The 20,496-nt window shown below is 67.2% G+C and carries 17 protein-coding genes; 6 read left to right on the top strand and 11 right to left on the bottom strand.

Features of this window, described 5'->3' with window-relative positions; genetic code table 11:
• The first annotated feature begins 262 nt into the window (after window positions 1-262).
• A complete protein-coding gene (locus ACIGJB_RS24940; protein ID WP_483732660.1) occupies window positions 263-2,962 on the top strand; it encodes a DUF6600 domain-containing protein in 2,700 nt (899 codons plus the stop codon).
• A gap of 75 nt (window positions 2,963-3,037) precedes the next feature.
• Here ACIGJB_RS24940 and ACIGJB_RS24935 read toward each other — a convergent pair whose 3' ends face one another.
• The 5 genes from ACIGJB_RS24935 to ACIGJB_RS24915 form a co-directional block, all read right to left on the bottom strand.
• A complete protein-coding gene (locus ACIGJB_RS24935) occupies window positions 3,038-4,210 on the bottom strand; it encodes an ABC transporter substrate-binding protein (RefSeq protein WP_483732659.1) in 1,173 nt (390 codons plus the stop codon).
• A gap of 124 nt (window positions 4,211-4,334) precedes the next feature.
• Window positions 4,335-5,042, bottom strand: a complete 708-nt coding sequence (locus ACIGJB_RS24930) for an ABC transporter ATP-binding protein (protein ID WP_483712015.1) — start codon at window positions 5,040-5,042, stop codon at window positions 4,335-4,337.
• Window positions 5,029-5,793, bottom strand: a complete 765-nt coding sequence (locus ACIGJB_RS24925) for an ABC transporter ATP-binding protein (protein ID WP_483732658.1) — start codon at window positions 5,791-5,793, stop codon at window positions 5,029-5,031. Before ACIGJB_RS24925 ends, ACIGJB_RS24930 begins: the two co-directional genes overlap by 14 nt.
• On the bottom strand, window positions 5,786-6,811 hold the full coding sequence (locus tag ACIGJB_RS24920) for a branched-chain amino acid ABC transporter permease (protein WP_483732657.1): 1,026 nt from the start codon (window positions 6,809-6,811) through the stop codon (window positions 5,786-5,788). The genes ACIGJB_RS24925 and ACIGJB_RS24920 overlap by 8 nt, the downstream gene beginning before the upstream one ends.
• A gap of 11 nt (window positions 6,812-6,822) precedes the next feature.
• Window positions 6,823-7,686, bottom strand: a complete 864-nt coding sequence (locus ACIGJB_RS24915; RefSeq protein ID WP_483732656.1) for a branched-chain amino acid ABC transporter permease — start codon at window positions 7,684-7,686, stop codon at window positions 6,823-6,825.
• 551 nt (window positions 7,687-8,237) lie between these two features.
• Here ACIGJB_RS24915 and ACIGJB_RS24910 point away from each other — a divergent pair.
• The 3 genes from ACIGJB_RS24910 to ACIGJB_RS24900 all read left to right on the top strand — a co-directional run bounded on the left by ACIGJB_RS24910 (window position 8,238) and on the right by ACIGJB_RS24900 (window position 11,030).
• Entirely contained in the window at window positions 8,238-9,149 is a 912-nt protein-coding gene (locus tag ACIGJB_RS24910) for an IclR family transcriptional regulator (protein ID WP_483732655.1), read from the top strand.
• Between the two features lie 30 nt (window positions 9,150-9,179).
• On the top strand, window positions 9,180-9,992 hold the full coding sequence (locus ACIGJB_RS24905; RefSeq protein ID WP_483732654.1) for an SDR family oxidoreductase: 813 nt from the start codon (window positions 9,180-9,182) through the stop codon (window positions 9,990-9,992).
• A gap of 63 nt (window positions 9,993-10,055) precedes the next feature.
• On the top strand, window positions 10,056-11,030 hold the full coding sequence (locus ACIGJB_RS24900) for a Bug family tripartite tricarboxylate transporter substrate binding protein (protein WP_483732653.1): 975 nt from the start codon (window positions 10,056-10,058) through the stop codon (window positions 11,028-11,030).
• 760 nt (window positions 11,031-11,790) lie between these two features.
• Here the strand turns inward: ACIGJB_RS24900 and ACIGJB_RS24895 are convergent.
• From ACIGJB_RS24895 to ACIGJB_RS24885, 3 genes are all read right to left on the bottom strand, one after another.
• Window positions 11,791-13,182, bottom strand: a complete 1,392-nt coding sequence (locus tag ACIGJB_RS24895; RefSeq protein ID WP_483732652.1) for an MFS transporter — start codon at window positions 13,180-13,182, stop codon at window positions 11,791-11,793.
• A gap of 117 nt (window positions 13,183-13,299) precedes the next feature.
• Entirely contained in the window at window positions 13,300-16,737 is a 3,438-nt protein-coding gene (locus ACIGJB_RS24890; protein ID WP_483732651.1) for an ATP-binding protein, read from the bottom strand.
• Window positions 16,738-16,743: 6 nt separating this feature from the next.
• Window positions 16,744-17,391, bottom strand: coding sequence for a response regulator (locus ACIGJB_RS24885; RefSeq protein WP_483732650.1), 648 nt, complete (start codon window positions 17,389-17,391; stop codon window positions 16,744-16,746).
• A 648-nt stretch (window positions 17,392-18,039) separates the two neighbouring features.
• On the opposite strand from ACIGJB_RS24885, the gene ACIGJB_RS24880 reads away from it, so the two are divergent.
• Window positions 18,040-18,294 carry a hypothetical protein gene (locus ACIGJB_RS24880; protein ID WP_483732649.1) on the top strand — a complete coding sequence of 85 codons (255 nt, stop codon included), beginning with the start codon at window positions 18,040-18,042 and terminating at the stop codon, window positions 18,292-18,294.
• 23 nt (window positions 18,295-18,317) lie between these two features.
• Here ACIGJB_RS24880 and ACIGJB_RS24875 read toward each other — a convergent pair whose 3' ends face one another.
• The 3 genes from ACIGJB_RS24875 to folE form a co-directional block, all read right to left on the bottom strand.
• Complete coding sequence (locus tag ACIGJB_RS24875; protein ID WP_483712004.1) at window positions 18,318-18,611, bottom strand: nicotinamide mononucleotide transporter; 294 nt, start codon at window positions 18,609-18,611, stop codon at window positions 18,318-18,320.
• A gap of 179 nt (window positions 18,612-18,790) precedes the next feature.
• Window positions 18,791-19,234 carry a BLUF domain-containing protein gene (locus ACIGJB_RS24870; protein WP_483732648.1) on the bottom strand — a complete coding sequence of 148 codons (444 nt, stop codon included), beginning with the start codon at window positions 19,232-19,234 and terminating at the stop codon, window positions 18,791-18,793.
• A gap of 22 nt (window positions 19,235-19,256) precedes the next feature.
• The gene (folE, locus tag ACIGJB_RS24865; RefSeq protein WP_483732647.1) at window positions 19,257-20,006 is read right to left on the bottom strand and encodes a GTP cyclohydrolase I; all 750 of its coding nucleotides are present in this window, start codon (window positions 20,004-20,006) and stop codon (window positions 19,257-19,259) included.
• Between the two features lie 322 nt (window positions 20,007-20,328).
• On the opposite strand from folE, the gene ACIGJB_RS24860 reads away from it, so the two are divergent.
• The gene (locus tag ACIGJB_RS24860; RefSeq protein ID WP_483732646.1) at window positions 20,329-20,490 is read left to right on the top strand and encodes a hypothetical protein; all 162 of its coding nucleotides are present in this window, start codon (window positions 20,329-20,331) and stop codon (window positions 20,488-20,490) included.
• The last annotated feature ends 6 nt before the right edge of the window (window positions 20,491-20,496 follow it).

Genomic DNA, 20,496 nt, shown 5'->3' with positions numbered 1-20,496 from the left:
GACGGCGAGAATCAAGGAGTTGTTTCCACCTTTGACGGCCGCTTGCCCTGCCGCCTTCGTCCGTACCGCCGGTTCCGGCCTCCATCGCGCTTCGCCGGCACGCTTCCTCGCGCCATGCCGCGGCCAGAGGAAATAACCGCTTACAAAGTCTTGTCCGCGCCGGACTCCCGGGGACGTTGCTCCATGTATGGTGACATCAGGACGGCCGCCGGCCGCCGTGGGCCTTGCGCCGTGGGCCTTGTTCTCCCAGCTTCCCGAATCCATGTATCGCTCACCTGCGCCTGACCGCAATTCCGCCATTGGCCCTCGCCGCCTGAAGGCCAGCGTCACAGCCTGGCTGCCCATGCTGGCCGTGACGGCCGGCCTGGCCCTGGCCTTCGCGCCATGGCCCGGTCATGCCCAGCCTTCGCCGCTTGGCGAGCCCGGAGCGGTGGTCGAGCAGACCGATCCGCCATCGCGCGTCGCTACCCTGACCGAGGTGGCGGGCAACCTCAGCTTTGCCCCGGCCGGCTCGGACGAGTGGGCCGCGGCCAGCCTGAACCGGCCGATCACCACCGGCGACCGCCTGTGGGTCGACAACGGCGGCCGTGCCGAGATGCATGCCGGCGCCGTGACCGTCCGCCTGGGCAGCGCGACGGCCGTGAGCGTGCTCAACCTTGACGACAACGCCACGCAGGTCAAGCTCACGCAGGGCACGCTGCAGTTGCGGGTGCGCGCGTTGCCGCAAGACCAGCCGGTGGAAATCGACACGCCCAACCTGGCCTTCGTGCCGCGCGAGCCGGGCGACTACCGGCTGGACGTGTCGCCCGATGGCAGTGTCACCACCGTGACCATGCGCCATGGCCGCGCCGTAATCTATGGCGACAGCCGCTCGCTGGAGATGAGCCGCGGCGAGCGCATGAGCTTTGGCGGAACCGACCTGGCCGATGCCGGTCCGGGCAACCTGCCGCCGGAGGACGATTTCGACCGCTGGACCGCCGCCCGCGATGCGCGCGAAGACGCGTCGCCGTCGGCCCGCTACGTGGCGCGCGACATGCCCGGCTATGCCGCGCTGGACGGCTACGGCGACTGGCAGGAAGACGCCGGCTACGGCGCGGTATGGTTCCCGCGCGCGGTGGATACGGGCTGGGCGCCATACAGCACCGGCCACTGGGCCTGGGTCGCGCCGTGGGGCTGGACCTGGATCGACGACGCACCCTGGGGGTTTGCGCCGTTCCACTACGGACGCTGGGCCTATATCGGCAGCCGCTGGGGCTGGGTGCCGGGACCGCGCGTGCCGCGGCCGTGCTACGCGCCGGCGCTGGTCGGCTTTGTCGGCGCCGGCCCCAACTGGAGCGTGCGCGTGGGCGGCGGCCCGGGCGTGGCCTGGTATCCGCTTGGCCCGCGCGACGCTTACCGGCCCGTGTACCGCGCCAGCCCGGCCTATGTCACGCGGATCAACCGCGTGAACGTCAATTACCTGTCCAACGACTCCCGCTTCCGTGGTGAGCAGCGCCCGAACCGCGACGTGCCAGGCGCGATCCGCGGCATGCCGGCGCGCAATTTCGTCGAAGGCCGGCCGGTACCGCGCAATATGCGCGGCAATGAATGGCGCAACCTGCCCCAGGGCGAGGCCCGCGGTGCGCCGCCGGTCGCGCCGGTCAAGGGCAGCCTGCTCGGCGCGGCGCCGGTCCGGCAGCTTCCGCCGCAGGCGCGCCAGGGGTTCGAACGCCAGGCGATTGCGGCGCGCCCGCCCGGACAGCCCGCGCATGACGAGCTGGCCCGGCGCTTCGCCCGCGAAGGCGGCGTGGTGTCGGGCGCCGGCCCGGTATGGCGCGGCGGCGACACGCGGCCGCGCGGCAGGGACGCGCAGCAAGCCGCGCCGAACGTGCGCATGAGCCAGGCTGCCGTGGCCGTCCGGCCCGCCATACCGCCGCAGCGCCACGACGACGATGCCGGGCGCCGCCCGCCCCCGGGTGGCGAACACGGCGCCCCGGCGATGGGCGGCAATCCCTGGCGTGGCAATGGCCGCGGTCTCACCACGCGGCCTGACCAGGTGCAGGGGCTGGTCCAGATGCCCGACGCCCAGCGGCAGGAGCAGGAACTCCAGCGCCAGCAGCAACAGGTGATGCAGCGCCAGCAGATGGAGCAGCAACGCCAGCAACACGAACAGCAACGGCAGGGCACGGACTTGCGCCGGCAGCAGCAACAGACGCAGGAGCGCCAGCAATGGGAACAGCAGCGCCAGGGCCATGAAGCGCAAGACCAGGGGCAGGCGATGCAGCGTCAGCAGCAACAAGCCATGCAGCGCCAGCAGATGGAGCAACAGCGACAGATGCAGGATCAGCAGCGCCAGCAATCCGAGCAGCGGCACATGATGGAGTCGCAGCGCCAGCAAGCGGAGCAGCAGCGGCAGATGGCCGACCAGCAGCGCCAGCAACGGGCCGTCCAGCGCCAGCAGATGGAGCAACAGCGGCAGATGCAGGAGCAGCAGCGCCAGCAGTCAGAGCAGCGCCACATGATGGAGTCGCAGCGCCAGCAGGCGGAGCAGCAACGGCAGATGGCTGACCAGCAGCGCCAGCAACAGGCGGCCCAGCGCCAGCAGATGGAGCAACAGCGCCAGATGCAGGAGCAACAGCGCCACCAGCAGGAGCAGCAGCGGCAGATGGCGGACCAGCAGCGCCAGCAACAGGCCATGCAGCGCCAGCAGATGGAGCAGCAGCGCCAGATGCAGGAGCAGCAGCGGCGGGCGCAGGACCAGCAACGCGCCGCGCAGGAGCAGCAGCGCGCGATGCAGCAACAGCAGCAACAGCAGCGTGCCATGCAGGAGCAGCAGCGCCAGCAGCAGGACCAGCAGCGGCAGATGCAGGAACGCCAGCGGCAGCAGCAACAGCAGCAACAGCAGCAGATGGAACAGCAGCGCCAGCAGCAGCGCGCTCAACATGACCGCGGGCATCAGGAAGCCCGCAACGACGGCCGCTAGCAGAACGGCGACAGCGCAAGGCAATGCGGGCCGTCAGGGGTGCACCGTGACGGCCCGCATCGTGATGTCAACGCCTTACTTCGCCAGTTCCGACAGGCGCACCGGCGAGATCTTGCCGTTCTGCACCCAGCCCACCACGGTATCGGCAACCGACCCGCCCTTGGCGTCGATGCCTTCGACCTCGTTCGGGTTGGCTTCCTTCGGCAGCGCCTTGACCGCCTCCGGCATCTTCGCGCGGATGGCGGCGGCATCGCTGGTGGTGCCGGCCAGCTTCATCGCGCCGGCCAGGGCATACACCATGGTGTAGTTCAGCGACATCTCCGTGGTGGCATCGCGCCCGTCATGCAGCTTCTTGTACTTGGCATTGAAGGTTTGCGCGGCGGGGCGGCCGTCGTTGACCAGCGGCAGCACGCCGATGGAGCCTTCCAGCATGGCCAGGCCGTTGGTGACCTTGGCCATCTCGTCCATCTTGGCCTGGTCCATGATGATGAAGCCGCCCTTGAAGCCCAGTTCGCGCGCTTGCTTGACCACCAGTGCGGTCGGCTCGGACGGCCCCCCGACGAACATCACGTCCGGCTTGTCGGTGATGGCGCGCGACACGCCGCTGTAGAAGTCGGTGGCCTTGGTATAGGACATCGGATTGTTGCCGACGACCTTGCCGCCCGCGCCTTCCCAGGCCGGGACAAAGGCCTGCACCCACGCCTTGGCGTAGTCGTGGTCGGCCGGCGCCAGCGCCACGTTCTTGCCGTAGCGCTTCATCTGCGCCTTGACGAAGGGCTCGATGTAGCCGGTGTAGGCGGGCGGGATGCGGATGGTCAGCTTGTTGCCGGCGTCGGTGATGCGCGGCACGCTCGAATAGGCCATGACCAGGAACTTTTCCTGCTCGTTGAAGGCCTGCAGCGCGAAGATGCCGCCCGAGTGCGGCACGAACACGGCGGGGGTCTTGTGCTGCTGCACCAGGCGGCGCGCGTTGATGGCGGCCTCGGCGGGCGAGTACTTGTCATCGAGCGCCACGACTTCGAGCTTCACCTTCTTGCCCTTGACCTCCAGGCCCGAGGCGTTGATCTCGTCGACGGCCATCTGCACGCCGGACAGCACGTTCTTGCCATACAGCGCCGCGCCGCCCGACAGCGGGCCGGTGTAGCCGATCTTGACGACTTCCTGGGCCAGTGCGGCGCCGGAGGCCAGCATGGCGGCGACGGCGGTGGCGGCCAGCGGGAAGATGCGGCGGATGATGTTGTTTTGCATGGTGTTGTCTCCTGAAAGTACTGCGCTTGTTTTGCCTGCTGTCGTTCTGTCTGACCGCTTTGTTTTCTCCCTCTCCCGCAAGCGGGAGAGGGAGTCCGCAATCGGGATAACTCAGGCCTTCGCTTCATCCGCCGATATATGCCTTGCGAATCCCCTCATCCTTCAACAGCGAATCGCGATCGCCCTCCATCACGATGCGGCCGCTCTCGATCACATACGCGCGATGCGCGATCCCCAGCGCCGCGTACGCGTTCTGTTCCGCCAGCAGCACCGTGGTGCCGGCGCGGTTGATGCGCTGGATGATCTCGAACATCTGCTTGACCACCAGCGGCGCCAGGCCCAGCGAAGGCTCGTCGAGCAGCAGCGCGCGCGGACGGCTCATCAGCGCGCGGCCCAATGCCACCATCTGCTGCTGGCCGCCTGACAGCGAACCCGCGGGGTCGTCCTTCTTCTGCCGCAGGATCGGGAACATCTCGTACACCTCTTCGAGCGTCTTGCGGATGCCAGCCGAATCGCGGCGGTGCACGTAGGCCCCGAGCGTCAGGTTCTTCTCGACGCTCATGGCCGGAAACAGCTTGCGTCCTTCCGGGCAATGCACGAGTCCCGCCTGCACGATCTGCGACGGCTTCATGCCCGACAGCTCGCGGCCGTCGAAGCGCATGCTGCCGCCGCTGATGCGGTGGATCGCGCTCATCGCCAGGAAGATGGAACTCTTGCCCGCACCGTTGGCGCCGAGCAGCACCACCAGTTCGCCCGCGCCGGCATGCAGGGTGATGTTGTCCAGGGCGCGGAAGCTGCCGTACGACAGCGAGACGCGTTCAAGCTGCAACATGGTCGGCTCCCAGGTAGGCCTCGATGACATGCGGATCCTGCTGGATCTGCGCGGGCGTGCCTTCGGCGATCTTCTCGCCGTAGTTCAGCACCATGATCTTGTCGGCCAGGCGCATGATCATGTCCATCTTGTGTTCGATCAGGCAGACCGTCTTGCCGTGGCGGACCATCTTGCGGATCAGCTCGGCCAGGCCCACGGTTTCCTCAGGGTTGACGCCACCGGCGGGCTCGTCGAGCAGCAGCAATTCAGGGTCGGTGGCCAGCGCCAGCGCGAAGGCCACGCGCTTGCGCGCTTCCTGCGTGATATCGGCGGCGATCTCGTGGGCCAGGTGCGTGAGGCCGACAAAGTCGAGCGCGGCTTCGGCCTTGTCGCGGCACAGGCGCTCTTCTTCACGCAGGCGGCGCGTGTTGAACAGCACGTCGCCAAGGCCCGAGCGCGTGCGCAGGCGGTGGCCGACGATCAGGTTGTCCAGCACCGTGGCGCGGTCGAACAGCGCCGTGGCCTGGAACGTGCGCGCCACGCCGAGCCGCGCGATCTGGTCGGCGCGCAGGCCGGCCACATCCTGCCCCTTGAACAGGACCTGGCCGGAGCTTGGCGCGTGCGTGCCGGCGATCAGGTTGAAGAACGTGGTCTTGCCGGCGCCGTTGGGGCCGATGATGGCGTTGATATGGCCCTGCTCGAAGGTCACGGAGACATCGTTGACCGCGGTCAGGCCGCCAAATTTCTTGGTCAGGTTGCGGATCTCAAGCACGGTCGGCTCCGGCGGTGGTGGCTACGGGTGCGGCAGCGGGGGATGCGGCAGGCTGGCGGTTGCCGCGGCGCGCAGCGGCGGCCTTGCGCGCCTGCTTTTTGAGCCAGGAGCCGACAATGCCGTCCGGGAAGAAGATGATCAGCAGGACCAGCACCGGGCCGAACACCAGCATGCGGTAGTCCTGCAGGAACTGCAGCGTCTGCGTGACCCACGGCACCAGCACCGCGCCCAGCAGCGGCCCGAACAGCGTGCCCGTGCCGCCGACCAGCATCGCCATCACCATGTCGAAGGTCAGGTCGGTGCGCGCGATATCGGGGCCGAGGAACCGCACCTGGCCCGCGTAGAGCGCGCCCGCAAAGCCGGCATAGCCGACCGACAGCACGAACGACAGCACCTTGGTGCGCATCAGGTTGATGCCCAGCGCCTCGGCCAGCGCGTCGCTGTTGCGCACGGCCATGAAGCTGCGGCCCAGCAGCGAGGTGACGATGCGGTGCATCAGGTAGGTGCCGATCGCCAGGAAGGCCAGCACCAGGTAGTACTGCGCCGGCACGCTGTCGAACGTGACCGGACCGATTGCCGCCGGCACCGGAATGCCGATCAGCCCCACGGTGCCGTGCGTCAGGCTTTCCCACTTCTCGATCAGCAGGTAGATGATGTAACCGATGCACATCGTGAAGATCGAGAAGTAATGACCCTTCAGCCGCAGCGAAACGAGGCCCACGATGTAGCCGATTGCCATCGACACCACGCCAGACAGCGCGAACGCCAGCCAGAACGGCACCTGGTGGTCCACGGTCAGGATGCCCAGCGTGTAGGCGCCGATGGCCATGAAGCCGCCATGCGCAAGATTGAGCTGGCCGGTGTAGCCGGTGATGAGGTTCAGCCCGAGCGTGGCGATGGCGTAGATGAAGGCCAGCGTCATCACGGTCAGGTAGTAGCTGTTGGGCGTGATCAGCGGGAACGCAATCGCCAACGCCAGCAGCAGGATCCAGCCGGTCTTTCCTTGCAGTGCTTTCATGGTCGTACTCCTCAGGCTGCCTTGCCGGCGAACAGGCCTTGCGGCCGGATCGACAGGATCACCACCAGCAGCACGAAGGCGATGATGTCCTTGTAGTCGGTCGAAACATAGAAGCCGCCGAAGCTCTCGGCCATACCGATGATGAGCCCGCCGGCAATGGCGCCCGGGATGCTGCCCATGCCGCCCAGGATGATGATGACGAAGGCCTTGGTGATGACCAGGTTGCCCATGCTCGGGTAGACCAGGTTGATCGGCGCGTAGAGCGTGGCGGCGATGGCGGCGAGCGCGCCCGAGATGGCGAACACCAGCAGCGTGACGCGCGTCGCGTCGATGCCGACCAGCGCGGCGCCTTCGCGGTTCTGCGCCATGGCCATGATGGTGGCGCCGGTCATGGTCCGCGTGAGGAACAGGTGCAGCAGCACCATCAGCGCGAACGCCGCGACGATAATCAGCAAGCGCTGCAGCGGCGCGGTCAGGCCGAACAGTTCAACGACCTGCCCGTAAGGCGTGGGCATGCGGTGGAAATCCGCGCCCCACAGCGCCTGCGCGCCGGCTTCGAGGAACAGCAGGATGCCGATGGCCGCGATCATGTCGTGCAGCTCGGGCGCATTGCGCAGCGGATGGAACACCAGCCGGTCGGCCAGCATGGACAGCATCGCCACCACCACGGCCGCGCCGAGCATCGCCAGCCAGTAGTTCAGGCCGAGCGTCGTCATCAGGTAGTACGAGACGTAGGCGCCGGCCATGTAGAACGCGCCGTGCGCGAAGTTCGGCACGTGCAGGATGCCGTAGACCAGCGTCAGGCCAAGGGCCACCAGGCTGTACACGCCGCCCAGCGTCAGGCCGTTCAGGATCTGTTGAAGGAACAATGCCACAGGCTCACCTCGTGAAGTTCACGAAACAGGGCACGCGCCGGCCGCAAGCGGGCGCGTGGGTTCATGGCGGCAACCCTTGGGGCGCCGCCCATGCGAAAGAGGGGATCAGTCGAGGATCTGGGCCGCGGCGAGCGGTGCCGGGTCCGGGTAGGCGCGTTGCGCCAGTCGGATGTGGTGCTCGCGGACAGATGCGTACTGCGGGTATTGCATGGTTGTCTCCTATGCGATGCGGTCTGCGCTGTTGCGCCGCGGTGTGCCGGTCGTGGCCGGCGACGCCGTTGCGTGGAAGTGACAATTCCCGCACGGTCGTTCGTTTTCATCGACTTTTGCATGGGGTCGAAGGGGAGTCAAGAAAACCGGCCCAGTATTCCGCACAGCGAAATAGCGGCACTCTGAGAGATTCGCGAGGGGCTCGCGGTGTAGAGGAAATCCCTGACAGCGCATGCGCGCCGTCATCCATGGCACCTATGACCCCTATGTATTCGCTACATAGCCGACTTGGGCGCGGCGCAAGCTGGTATCTAGTTAAGCTGGACCACACGCCCACTTGCATGAAGCGTTCGACTTCCATCCCGGCCCCGCCGCCCGATGCCGCCCACGTCATGCCCGCCATGCCTTGCGGTGCGGCGGAGCCCGCTGAAGACCGCAACTTCGTCACTGCGCTGGCGCGCGGCATGGAACTGCTGCGCGCGTTCGGGCCGCATGATGACTACCTGGGCAACGCCGAGTTGTCGCGCCGCACGGGGATTCCGAGGCCTACGGTGTCGCGCCTGACCTATACGCTGGCCTCGCTCGGATACCTCGCCTATATCGAGTCGACGGAGAAGTACCGGCTGGGGCAGGGCGCGATGGTGCTGGGGCATCGCTATATTTCCGGCGCGGGCATCCGCGACATCGCGCAGCCGCTGATGCAGTCGCTTTCGTTCGCGACCGATTGCACCGTTGCGCTGGCCATGCCTGACCGCCACGCGATGGTCTACCTCGAATCGTGCCAGCCGCGCGGCGCGCTGGTGATCCGGCTCGCGCCCGGCGCGCGCCTGCCGATGGCGACCTCGGCGATGGGACGCGCATGGCTGGCAGGGCTCGACGAAGCGCACCGCGAAGCCGCGCTGGCCGAACTGGAGCGCCACTATGGCGCGCGCTGGGCGCCGGTGCGCGGCAAGATCGAGCGCTCGCTGCGCGACCACGCGCGGCGCGGTTTCTGCGTGGCCCATGCCGAGTGGGACCGCACCGTCAGCGGTGCCGCGGCGCCGCTGCGGCTCGAAGGCAGCGGCGAGGTGCTGGCGCTGAATATCGGTGGCGCCGCGGCGCGGCTGTCACCCGAAATCCTGGAAGGTAACCTGGGCCCGCGCATCCGCGACCTGGCCCAGACGCTGCAGGCGCGGTTGTGGCAGGCCGGCGCCGGGCAGCAAGGATCGACACGACCCGCGCCGGCAACGTCCGACGCGCGTGACGCCAACTGAAAGACAACACAGACACGAGGAGACACACGCATGCAAGTCAAAGACAAGACCGTCGTCGTGACGGGCGGCGCCACGGGCATCGGCCGTGCGCTGGCCCTGGCCTTCGCGCAGGCCGGAGCGCGCGGCGTGGCCATCGCCGATCTCAACGCCGCTGGCGCTGCCTCGGTGGCGGCCGAAGTGCAGGCGGCCGCGCCGGACTGCAAGGTGTTCGGGCAGGCGGTGGATGTCGCCGATGCCAGCGCCGTGCAGGCGCTGACGGACGAGGCCACGCGCCGCTTCGGCCAGGTCGATGTGTTCTGCTCCAACGCCGGCATCATCCTGCGCAAGGGGCTCGACGCCAGCGCCGGGGAATGGCAGCGCATCTGGGACATCAACGTCATGGCGCACATCCACGCGGCCAAGGCGGTGCTGCCGCAGATGCTCGAGCGCGGCGACGGCTACTTCGTCAATACCGTGTCGGCCGCGGGGCTGCTGTCGCAGATCGGGTCGGCGCCGTACGCGGTGACCAAGCATGCGGCCATCGGCTTCGCGGAATGGCTGTCGATCACTTACGGCGACCGCGGCATCAAGGTGAGCTGCATCTGCCCGCAGGGCGTGCAGACCAACATGCTGTTCGGCGAGAACGGCGAGCGCAAGGGCTTCCTGCAGCAGGGATCGGTCACGGCCGAGCATGTTGCCGACGCCACGCTCGCGGGCATGGCCGACGAGCGCTTCCTGATCCTGCCGCACCCCGAGGTACTGGAATACTATCGCCGCAAGGGACAGGACTACGACCGCTGGCTGCGCGGCATGCGCCGCCTGCACGAGCAGGTCATGCAGGAGTTCGGCGGTAGCGCCGTGTAGTCCCGGATTTTTCCACAGAACAGCCGGCGCCCACGCAGGCGCCGGACAGCCAGGAGACAACCGATGCGAGTCAGTTCCGTTGCCGTGGCCGCGCTCGCCGCTGCCGCTGTGTTCAGTGCCCCCGCCGCGCAGGCGCAGGCGTATCCGAACAAGCCGATCCGGATGGTGGTCGGGTTTCCCAGCGGCGGCGCGCCCGACACGCTGGCGCGCATCGTTTCCGAGAAGATCTCGCCCGCCTGGGGGCAACCGGTCGTGGTGGACAACAAGCCCGGTGCCGGCGGCAATATCGGCGCCGAGGCCGTGGCCCATGCGGCCGCTGACGGCTACACGCTGGCGATGGGCACCGTGGGCACGCACTCGATCAACGGCTCGCTCTACAGCAAGATGCCGTATGACATGGTCAAGGACTTCACGCCCGTGATGCTGGTGGCGACGACGCCCAATGTGCTGGTCGTGCATCCGGACGTGCCGGCGAAGGACGTGGCGGAACTGATCGCGCTGGCGAAGTCGAAGCCCGGCAGCCTCACGTTCGGTACGCCCGGCGTCGGTACGTCGCTGCACGTCGCCGGCGAGTTGTTCAATGTCATGGCCGGGGTGAAGATCACGCATGTGCCGTACAAGGGCCGCGCGATGGCGATTCCGGACCTGCTTGGCGGCCACATCACGATGATGTTCGACAACCTGCCGTCGGCGCTGCCGGTGGTGAAGGAAGGCAAGCTGCGCGCGCTGGGCGTTACCAGCGCGAAGCGCTCGCCATCGGCTCCGGATATTCCCACGCTGGCCGAGCAAGGTCTGCCCGGCTTCGAGGCGGTCTCCTGGTTTGCGGTCTTTGCGCCGGCCAATACGCCCAAAGACGTGGTGGCGAAGCTCAATGCGGAGCTGAACCGCATCTATTCGCTGCCGGACGTGCAGGCCAAGCTCCGGACGCTGGGGCTGGAGCCGGTCCTCGGCACGCCCGAGCGCCTGGCGAGCTACCAGCGCGCGGAGATCGCCAAGTGGGCGAGGGTGGTGAAGGAGTCGGGGGCGAAGGCGGAGTGAGGGGGGAAGGGGGGGAATTGCAGACTCATCGCGTATTTAAGGTTCTTCGCTGAATTGCGGGGGCATCGCTCTTGGCATGCGCGGCTGTTTCGCAGGCGTAGCCTGCGAGTCACTTTTTGTCCGAGCGACAAAAAGTAACCAAAAAACGCGTCGCTTGCCCTAACGGGCGAATATTGATCGTAGTGTGCGAGGAATTTCGTACGGGTACTCGCTTCAGAGAATGCCCGGCTGCCTGCCGCATGGAGCGCAACCGTATGTAGGCTCTCCCACAATGATTGAACCAGCCCCGAACCTGTCCGTGGCCCGCCAGTGGGCGCGATATCGCATCATCGCCTACGGCTGCTGTGCGGCTCAGTAAAAACCAGAAAAGCCGGTAACGGAAGCACCGTCGCCAGCGCTGCTGATGCCCTGACTAACCGACTAGTGAGCAGCGAAGCAGCCGAAGGCGATGATGCGATGACGGTGGAAGCAGGGGCCACGGACAGGTTCAGGGCTGGTTCAATCACGGCTTGAAAGCCCGCATGCGGACGCGCACCATGCGGCAGGCAGCCGGGCACGCTCTGAAGCTCATACCCGTACAACACCCTCAGCACACTACGATCAATATTCGCCCGTTAGGGCAAGTAACGCGCTTCTCGCCTACTTCTTGTCGCTTGGACAAGAGTAGGTCGCCGGCTACGCCGGCGAAACAGCAGCGCCTGCCAAGAGCGATGCCCCCGCAATTTGCCGAAGAACCTTATTTAGGCAATGACCAAAGACGTCAGGCGTCGGGTTCCGGGGTGGCCTGGGTGTGCTGGGCGGGGTCGGCATCGCGCAGCCGGCTCAGGCTGATCGCAGCGCCCAGCGTAGCCATGGCCACCGCCACATAAAGCGCGAAGCGCGCGCCGCCGGTCTCGTCCAGGCTGAACAGCAGCGCCACCACGGCCGTGCCGGTGGTCTGCCCGAGCAGGCGCGTGGTGGCCTGCGCCCCGCTCGCGCCGCCGCTGCGTTCGGGCGGCGTGGCGCCGATCATGGCGCGATTGTTGGGCGACTGGAACAGGCCGAAGCCAAGCCCGCACATCGCCATTCGCCAGAGGATATCCAGGCTGCTGGCATCACGCCCGAGCCATGCCAGGCCAAGCAGGCCGGCAGCAAGCAGCGCCAGCCCGAGACCCGCCAGGATGCTGGCGGGATAGCGGTCCGAGAGCCGGCCCGACAGCGCCGCCATCAGCGCCACCGTCAACGGCCAGGGCGTGATCAGCAGCCCCGTTTCGTGCAGCGAGCGGCCCAGCTGGTACTCGAAATAGAACGGCAGCGCCACGAATGCCAGCATCTGCGTCATGAACGAGCAGAACGACGTGCCGACCGCCAGCGTGAAGGCCCGGCTGGCAAACAGGTCCACGGGCACGAGCGGTGCCGGGCGGCCGTGCTGCCGGCGCACCAGGATCCAGCCCAGCACGATGGTGAGGCCCAACGCGGCGGCACCGGCGTAGCGCAGGCCACCATGGCCGAGGCCATCGACGCCGAGGATAAACAGGCCGAACACCAGCGCGGACAGCACGGCGCTCGGATAGTCGAAATCGCGCGGCTGCGGCGCCGTTTCCGGCAGGGCGCTGCGGCTGAGCGCCAGCGCGACGATCGCCACGGGCACGTTCACGGCGAAGAGCCACTGCCAGCTCGCCAGCGACAGGATCAGTGCCCCGAGCGAAGGGCCCACCGCCGTGGTCACGCCGACCACCAGCGCATTGAGCCCGATGCCGCGGCCCAGCCGCGTCGGCGGATAGATAAAGCGCACCAGCGCCGTATTCACGCTCATGATGCCGGCCCCGCCCAGGCCCTGCAGCACGCGCGCCGCGACCAGCATGGGCAGGTTGACGGCAAGCGCGCACAGCAGCGATCCCACCAGGAAGGTGGCCAGCCCGGCGCGGTACACGCGCTTGTATCCCAGGATGTCACCCAGCGATGACAGCGGCAGCAGGCATACCGTGACCGTGAGCTGATAGGCGTTCACCACCCAGATGGTGTTCGACGGCTCGGACTGCAGCTGGCGCGCGATCGACGGCAGCGCGATATTGGCAATGGAGCCGTCCAGCACGGCCATGATCAGCCCGCAGAAGACGGTGAGGATGGCCCAGTTGCGCTGCGGCTGGGGAAGGCCTTGATGTAACGACATGGGGAAGACAATGGCGGCAAGGACGCGCCCGCGAGGCCGGGTGCGGCGCCGTCATTATCGGCGCGCCGGTCGTTGCCTGCAAATCGGCGGATTGTGGTAGAGGTCCCGCCGCCGGAATCAGGGGCTGTCGGGCGCGGCGGCCGCGGGGCCGTCGCTGGCGTAGCGCAGCGCCAGCGCCTGCAAGGCCTCGCCGGCTTCGGCAATGGCCGGATTCCAGTGGCGGGAGCCAAGGCAGAGCTGCTCGACTGCGCGGCAGCGGGCATGCAGCGCCGTCTGCAGGACGATCCTGAAGCCGCTCGCGGCGCGGTGCGTCCAGGCCTGGAGTGCGTGCAGGTCCCTGGCGGCCAGTATCTGCGCAAGTTCAGGCAAGTCGGTTTGCAGCTGCTCGCGCAGCAGGCGCGTATAGCGTTTCTGGTCGGCACAGGCGTCCGGCAGCTTGCGCGAGTGCAATTCGTGCAATTCGCGCAGGGCTTGCAGCGCGTCGCCCAGCTCCCGCAGTGACGCGGGTTTGGTGATGTAGCCGCTGAAGCCACGCTGCTGCCAGTCCTCGGCCTGCTCCTGCTCGGCAAGCGCGCTGAACGCCAGCACCGGCAGGTCGGGAAGCAATTCGCGCAGGGCATCGAGCAGGGCGTAGCCGTTCATCAGCGGCATGTGGATGTCGGTCAGGACGGCATCGACATGGGTCGACTCCGCGACCGCCAGCGCCTGCTTGCCGTTGTCGGTGATGATGGGACGGCAGCCCAGCGCGCGGAGTTGCTCGCCGATCACCGTCTGGTTCAGCGGATTGTCCTCGGCAACGAGGATGTCCATCCCGGTGATGTCTGGTAAGGGTTGCCACGCCGGCGCGACGGGCTGGCCTGGGTCACCCGCGGAGGACGACGGCGCGGAACCATCCTGCGGGCCCGGGGCGGCGGATGCCACGCTGGCGAGCAGGGCGTCGTGGCTGAAGCTTGTCACCTCGAAGATGCCTGGCGCGCGCTGACGGGGCCGATGGGGACCGTCCGGCGTCAGCCAGACCACGGGCGCGGCACTCAGCGCCTGCAGCGCAGCGAAGGCCTCCGGCTGGTATTCCTCCGTGGCGACGATCACTTGCGGACGGTGGCTTTCCAGGTGCTCGCGCGCGGCGGCCAGCGATGCCAGCAAGCGGGTTCGCCATCCCACCGTGGCCAGCCAGGCTTCCAGGCATTCGCCGGTCCTGGCGTCAGGGCACAGCACCATCACGCTGCCGCGCCGCGCGGGCATGGCATCCGGTCCGTTGGCGGTCGCCGCGTCGTGGCCGGCGGGCGGCAAGGGCACGGCAATGGTGAAGGCGCTGCCCACTTCCTGCACGCTCTGCACGCCAATGCTGCCGCCCATGAGTTCGCACAGCCGCGCGCAGATCGACAGGCCCAGGCCGGTGCCGCCGTGGCGGCTGGTGGCGACGGCGTCGCCTTGCACGAACGGCTGGAAGACGCGTTCGGTCAGTGCGGGCGGCATGCCGATTCCCGAATCGCTGACGCGGCAGGTCAGCATGGGGCGGCCCAGCGCGTCCGGGCCGTAGCTGCCGCTGAGCGTGATGCGGCCGCTCGTGGTGAACTTGAAGGCGTTGTTCAGCAGGTTATTGATGACCTGCGTCAGACGCATGCGGTCCCCGCACACTTCACGATCCAGTTGCGGATCCAGTTGCAGGCTGAGCCGGATGCCGCGTTCGGTGGCCATCGGCGCGTATGTCAGCGCCAGGCCTTCGAGGGCATCGGCCAGCCGGAAGGGCTTGCTGAACAGTTGCAGCTTGCCGGCATCGATCTTCGAGAAATCGAGGATGTCGTTGACGATGCGCCGCAGCCCTTCCGCAGCGGTGCCCAGCGCTTGCAGCCGCGGTGCGTGGCTCTCGAGCCCGGGGCTGCGCGCGAGCAGTTCCAGGTTGCCGATCAGGGCGTTAAGCGGCGTGCGAATCTCGTGGCTCATGGCGGCGAAGAAGCGCGAGCGCGCGCGCATCATGGCCTCGGTAGCTTGCTGTGCCGAACGCAGTTGCTGTTCCAGCGCCTGCTGGGTCGTGACATCCTGCACGGCACAGAACAGGACCTTGTCGTCGCGGTAGCGCGCGGGCGCATAGGTGATTTGCAGGTAGCGCTGCGCGGTCTCGTCAGCGTCGCCTGGCGCGGACACGGTGAAGCGCGCGATCGGTGCAGGCTGGCCGGCTTCCGTGGCCGGTGGCTGGCGTTCGAAGCCCTCTGTCACGGATGCGGGCAAGGTGTCGCGGTGATCCAGCCGCAGCAGTGACTGGGCCAGCTGGTTCGACGTCAGCACGAGGTAGTCGCGCTGCCGGACAATGCACAGGCCGACCGGCGTCGCGCTGACGAGGATCTGGTTCAGGATCTCGTTTTCCAGCGCACGCGCTGCCTCCGAATGGGTCCGGCGCAACAGCTGGCGGTCCCAGTAGCGCGCACTCAGGACGATGGCGCCGATCAGCAGCAGCCCCACGCCGAGGATCAGCGCCAGTTCGGGGGCGAGCGCCGGCACCAGCAAGCCGTACGGTACGAAGCAGACCAGCGTGCCGAACGCCGGCTTCAGCGGCTGCACCATGAGCACGCCGCGGCGCGTGTAGTGCGACAGGTTGCGTGGTGGTCGTCGCGCTTGCGACATGGCGTCGCGGATCACCGGCGCTTCGACGGGCAAGGCCGGGGCGGCGACATCGATGACCTCGTCGGCCGGATCGAGCAGGGCCAGCAGCGCGTTGTCTCCGGGCTGGTCATCGAGCTGCGCAAGGAAGTCTCCGACCGGCACGCATGCCGCGAGCAGGATGGTCGGTGTATCGCCCGAATAGGCCGCGCCGACGCTCAGCATGACCATGGCACCCGTCAGCGGATCCCGGATCGGGCCGGCCCAGACCTGCTCGTCGGCAGGTGGCACCGCATGGCCCGTGCGGTCCAGCATCGCCTGCGTGATGGTGCTGCGCAGGGTGTCGACCAGCGCGGGCACGATCGGCATCGTGGCCTGCGCGGCGAGGCGCTGGCGCGCGAGGACGGCTGCGCTGTCGTCCTCCAGCGACAGGACATAGACCGGGTGGTCCAGCCCGAAGGCCTGCTGCGTGGCCAGCGTACCGAGCGCAATCTGCTGCAGGCGTGCAAGCCGCACGGGTAGCGAGGGCCCCCAGGCGTGCCGCGTGGCGGCCGTCGCGAGCAGGTAGTAGTCGTGCCCCAAGCCGTGCTCCGTCAGCGCATCGGCAACGCGGGCAACGCCGGTTGCGCGGACGGACGCTATCGCGGCCGGATCGGGCATCTGCGCGGGACTCGATTCACGATAGCGGCGCACACCCAGGATGCTGCGCTTCACGAAGGCCGCCTCGCTTTCCAGGCGCTCCGAGAGGGAGGCGGCATAACGGGCAACCTGGCTTTGCTGACGGCTCAGGTGCTTGTCCGTTTCCAGCGCCGCCAGCACGATGCCGGTGAATACCACCAGCGCGATCAGCACGGCAATGGTCGCCGAGTAAAGATGCTGTTGCCGGCGGGCCTTGTCGGCGAGCGTGTCGAAGGCGCTCGCCAGCGACACGCGGGTACTGTCCAGAAGCTGCTGCATGGGCGCTCAGATCAGACCGTTCTCGTAGGCGTAACGGATCAGGTCGGTATTGGTGTGCACGCCGAGCTTGCGCATGGCGACTGTCTTCTGGCTGGAGATGGTGCTGACCGAACGCCCGAGCTTGGCGGCGATGACGTTGAGCTGCATGCCCTGCGCATAGAGCCTGATCACTTCCAGTTCACGCATCGTGAGATCGGTGGCGGGGGCATCCACCATGGACGCGTTGTCGAGGATCGCGCGTATGGACGGCGAGTAGTAGCAGCTGTCGCTGCTCATGACATGGACGCAGGCGCGCAAGGTCTCATCGAGCTCGTCTTCCTTGCTGACAAAGGCGCGCGCTCCCAGCCTGATGGCCCGCCGGATGATCGCCGCATTCGACTGCGCACTGACCACGACGATGCGCGTGCCGCGATGGCGCCGCGCCAGCCGGTGGAGCAGGTTGAAGCCGTCCAGCGTGGCATTGCCGTGGCCCATGCAGAAGTCGGTGATCGCGATGTCGGCCGGCTGCCTGTCGAGCGCCTGCACCAGTTCGGATCCGCTCGTGCAGGCGCAGGCGACCTCGAAGCGTGCGGATCGCTGCAGGCAATCACGCAGCGCGGCGACGACCAGCGGGTGGTCGTCGGCAACGGCGACGCGTATGAGCGGTTCGTTCATGGCACGCCTCCGGCACCGGCGCGCGGATCATGGCGGCGCGCGCGGTTTCTGGCAGGGGGGAGGGCGGAGCAGGGGTAAGGGGTGCTGCGTTGCGGCCGGCGGAAAGACCCCGGCCGATGCCTACAGTCAAGAAACATTTGACGATGACCTCGGTAATTGTGGACGCCAACCGGCAATGGCCGATTGAGACGAGCTATTGCATCCCTACAATCCCCGAATTCTGGCTATCTTATATGCGCCGTTGAATCGTATTTCGGCTAGTTTATTTCGCGCTTTAAGGGTCGCCCGATGCTGGCGTGCACGAATGCTGAGGCAGCGCAATCCTGAGGTGGCGTGTCGGGTGCCGGCGAGTCTCGGCCTTGCCACCTTGCCGCGTACGCCTAGAATGAATTCGGCAACACGAAGGATGCCTGCCGGCACGGTTGTGCCTCCGGCGGCGCATCCCCCGGTGCGGCAGCAGACGGTGCAGCAACCGTCCCCGCCCTTCATGGCGAAGACCGGGCGCAAGCGCTGAACCCCCGAACCAACAACTCACGGTGAGTCGATGCATGCCACCGGCATGCTATCCATTTTTTGCGTCGCGCCTCCTGCGTGACGCACGCTCCCGCTGCGCGCATGCGGCGATCTCATGACCTGACGGAGGATGCCATGGCTACGAGACCGTTTTCCGATTTTTCCCCGGAGGAACAGCAACAGTTCGCGCAGGTATGCAGGCAGATGGGCATGGTCCCGGACGACTTCGACATCACCGACGAAAGTAACGGCGATGCGCTGCGCCGCATCAGCGTGCGCCGGCTGAGCACGGACGCTGGCAGCGCCTATGAAGCCGGCGCGGGTGGCGAGTGGGTCGAGGAATTCGAGAGCGATCTCGAATGCGGCCTGTTTGGCCGGGTGACCGTGTAGCGGATCGCGGAACGCGCCGGCGCTCAGGCGGCGGCGCCCGCCGCCTTGCGGTCGAGATCGCGGTGATACATGGTGTGGCGGTACAGGCCATAGCAACTGGTCGCCGTGAAGCCGAGCTGCTGCACGAACAGGCCATAGGTGCCCGTCACCAGCGCAAAGACGCTCCAGACCAGGTTCGAGCACAGGTACGCGATCCATCCCCAGCGCGACGCGCGGTTGTGCAAGGCCACCAGCAGCGACCCGCTCATGGCCAGGGCGCAGCCTGACCACTCAAGTCCGTTGAGCAGATTGGGAACGATTTGCGGGGCGAAATCCATGTCGCGTGTCTCCTGATTTTGTGTTCATTTTTTGCATACAATCAGCCGCGCACTTTAGCGGGGAACGCAGGCGTGTGCAAGTGTTTTCAGGTTTGCATGGAAGGTTGGAATGTGCGGCGCAAGGGCCGTATCGGCCGCAGGACCGTCAATTCGCGAACAGCTTAGAACGAAGCGGGAACTCAGGACCGGCCGCGATCGGCAGCGCGTGCCACCACCGACGCACCGGCGCTCAGTTCCTTGAGCAGCGCAAGCGATGCCTGGCCGGTGGTGCAGAACGGGTCCAGTTCCGCGCGCGCGGAGAATTTGAGCAGGGTGGCGGTGTTGATGCGCGCGGCGTTGACATGGCCCATGGCCCAGCCGGCGAAATCGCGCTGGCAGATGTCTTCGAGGTGTAGCAGCACCAGGTCATGGTGGCGCGGATCGCGCGTGATCGCCTGGAACAGGCGGGACACCTCCTGACGTTCGCCCTCCAGCGCTTGCAGGAAGACGCCATTGCCATGGCACAGCACGCCGGTGATGCCATGGCGCGGGTTGCGTTCCAGGGCGGTGGCCAGGATGGCGTCGAGCATGGCGGCGTCGATGGCCTGGCGGGCGCGGCTGGCATAGAGCAGGCGGACGAGCATGCGGCGGCTCCGGATGGTGGCGCTATTTGCCGTTGCGGTTGAGCAGCGCGAGGAATTCCCGGCGCAGGCTGCCGTCCTTCAGGAAGGAGCCGCGCATCACGCTGTTGGTCATCTTGGCGTCGGTATCGCGCACGCCGCGCCAGTGCATGCAGAAATGCTCGGCCTCCATCACGATGGCCAGGCCGTCCGGGTTCATCTTCTCCTGCAGCAGGTCGGCCACCTGGGCCACGGCTTCTTCCTGGATCTGCGGCCGGCACATGATCCACTCGGCCAGGCGCGCGTACTTGGACAGGCCGATCAGGTTGGAATGCTGGTTCGGCATCACGCCGACCCACAGCTTGCCGATGATCGGGCACAGGTGGTGCGAACACGCGCTGCGCACGCGGATCGGCCCGACGATCATCAGTTCGCTGAGCTGCTCCACATTCGGAAACTCGGTCACCGGGGGCGGCTTGGCGTAGCGCCCCGCGAAGATTTCCTTCAGGTACATCTTGGCGACGCGGCGCGCGGTTTCCTGCGTGTTGTGGTCGTTGTCCACGTCGATCACCAGCGCGCGCAGCACGTCTTCGAGACGTGCCTGCACTTCTACCTGGAGTGCGTCGAGCTCGCCCGGCTCGAGGTAGCGGGCGATGTTGTCGTTCGCATGAAAGCGTTCACGGGCGGCCAGCAGGCGTGAGCGAATGCGATCCGATACGCTCGAGTCGCCTCGCGCCGGATCGGCGTCATCGTGGGATTTCTTCGCGCCGTGATGAGCCGCGTCCTTGTCTGTCATGGAGAGCCGCTTCGGTGGAGAAAAAGGGGCAGATGGTGCTGCCCACCCCGAGCCGGCCGGCGTGGTGCACCGTGCTTCACTATATGGCAGATGTCCGGCCCCCACAACCTGCGGCAAAGCCGGCGAGCGATGCCCGGTGCACACCGCGCAAGGCCTCCGTGAATTGTTGATGACAACGCTAAAGTGCGGCACGCAAGCCGCCGACAAGCGCACATAATGACCGAACCGCGGCGCCTGACCGGCAGCGGTTCTTCCGCCCGACGGGGTATTTTCCAGGGACCACCGAGTGATCTTGCCGATTGCGTTTCCGTGCAGCAGCCTGATGTTGCTTCATGTCGCCACGGTGCCGCTGCCCCAGCCGACGATGGAAGCGGGGGTAGTGGAGCATCACAGCCGCGCCATGCGCGTCAGTGCGCCGCGCCTGCGCTGGGAGGCGGCGCTGTCCCAGCGCGCCAAACCGGTCCGGTTCGGCCCCCAGGGCTGAAGCCGC

Source organism: Cupriavidus sp. C2SS-8b, assembly GCF_057073745.1.
Note: the sequence above shows the minus strand (reverse complement) of the source record. Positions and strands in the feature narration are given on the sequence as shown.

Coding starts and splice junctions, on each gene's coding strand:
- ACIGJB_RS24940 (WP_483732660.1), top strand. CDS start 263: ATGTATCGCTCACCTGCGCCTGACCGCAATTCCGCCATTGGCCCTCGC.
- ACIGJB_RS24935 (WP_483732659.1), bottom strand. CDS start 4,210: ATGCAAAACAACATCATCCGCCGCATCTTCCCGCTGGCCGCCACCGCC.
- ACIGJB_RS24930 (WP_483712015.1), bottom strand. CDS start 5,042: ATGTTGCAGCTTGAACGCGTCTCGCTGTCGTACGGCAGCTTCCGCGCC.
- ACIGJB_RS24920 (WP_483732657.1), bottom strand. CDS start 6,811: ATGAAAGCACTGCAAGGAAAGACCGGCTGGATCCTGCTGCTGGCGTTG.
- ACIGJB_RS24910 (WP_483732655.1), top strand. CDS start 8,238: ATGAAGCGTTCGACTTCCATCCCGGCCCCGCCGCCCGATGCCGCCCAC.
- ACIGJB_RS24905 (WP_483732654.1), top strand. CDS start 9,180: ATGCAAGTCAAAGACAAGACCGTCGTCGTGACGGGCGGCGCCACGGGC.
- ACIGJB_RS24900 (WP_483732653.1), top strand. CDS start 10,056: ATGCGAGTCAGTTCCGTTGCCGTGGCCGCGCTCGCCGCTGCCGCTGTG.
- ACIGJB_RS24895 (WP_483732652.1), bottom strand. CDS start 13,182: ATGTCGTTACATCAAGGCCTTCCCCAGCCGCAGCGCAACTGGGCCATC.
- ACIGJB_RS24890 (WP_483732651.1), bottom strand. CDS start 16,737: ATGCAGCAGCTTCTGGACAGTACCCGCGTGTCGCTGGCGAGCGCCTTC.
- ACIGJB_RS24885 (WP_483732650.1), bottom strand. CDS start 17,391: ATGAACGAACCGCTCATACGCGTCGCCGTTGCCGACGACCACCCGCTG.
- ACIGJB_RS24880 (WP_483732649.1), top strand. CDS start 18,040: ATGGCTACGAGACCGTTTTCCGATTTTTCCCCGGAGGAACAGCAACAG.
- ACIGJB_RS24875 (WP_483712004.1), bottom strand. CDS start 18,611: ATGGATTTCGCCCCGCAAATCGTTCCCAATCTGCTCAACGGACTTGAG.
- ACIGJB_RS24870 (WP_483732648.1), bottom strand. CDS start 19,234: ATGCTCGTCCGCCTGCTCTATGCCAGCCGCGCCCGCCAGGCCATCGAC.
- folE (WP_483732647.1), bottom strand. CDS start 20,006: ATGACAGACAAGGACGCGGCTCATCACGGCGCGAAGAAATCCCACGAT.
- ACIGJB_RS24860 (WP_483732646.1), top strand. CDS start 20,329: ATGTTGCTTCATGTCGCCACGGTGCCGCTGCCCCAGCCGACGATGGAA.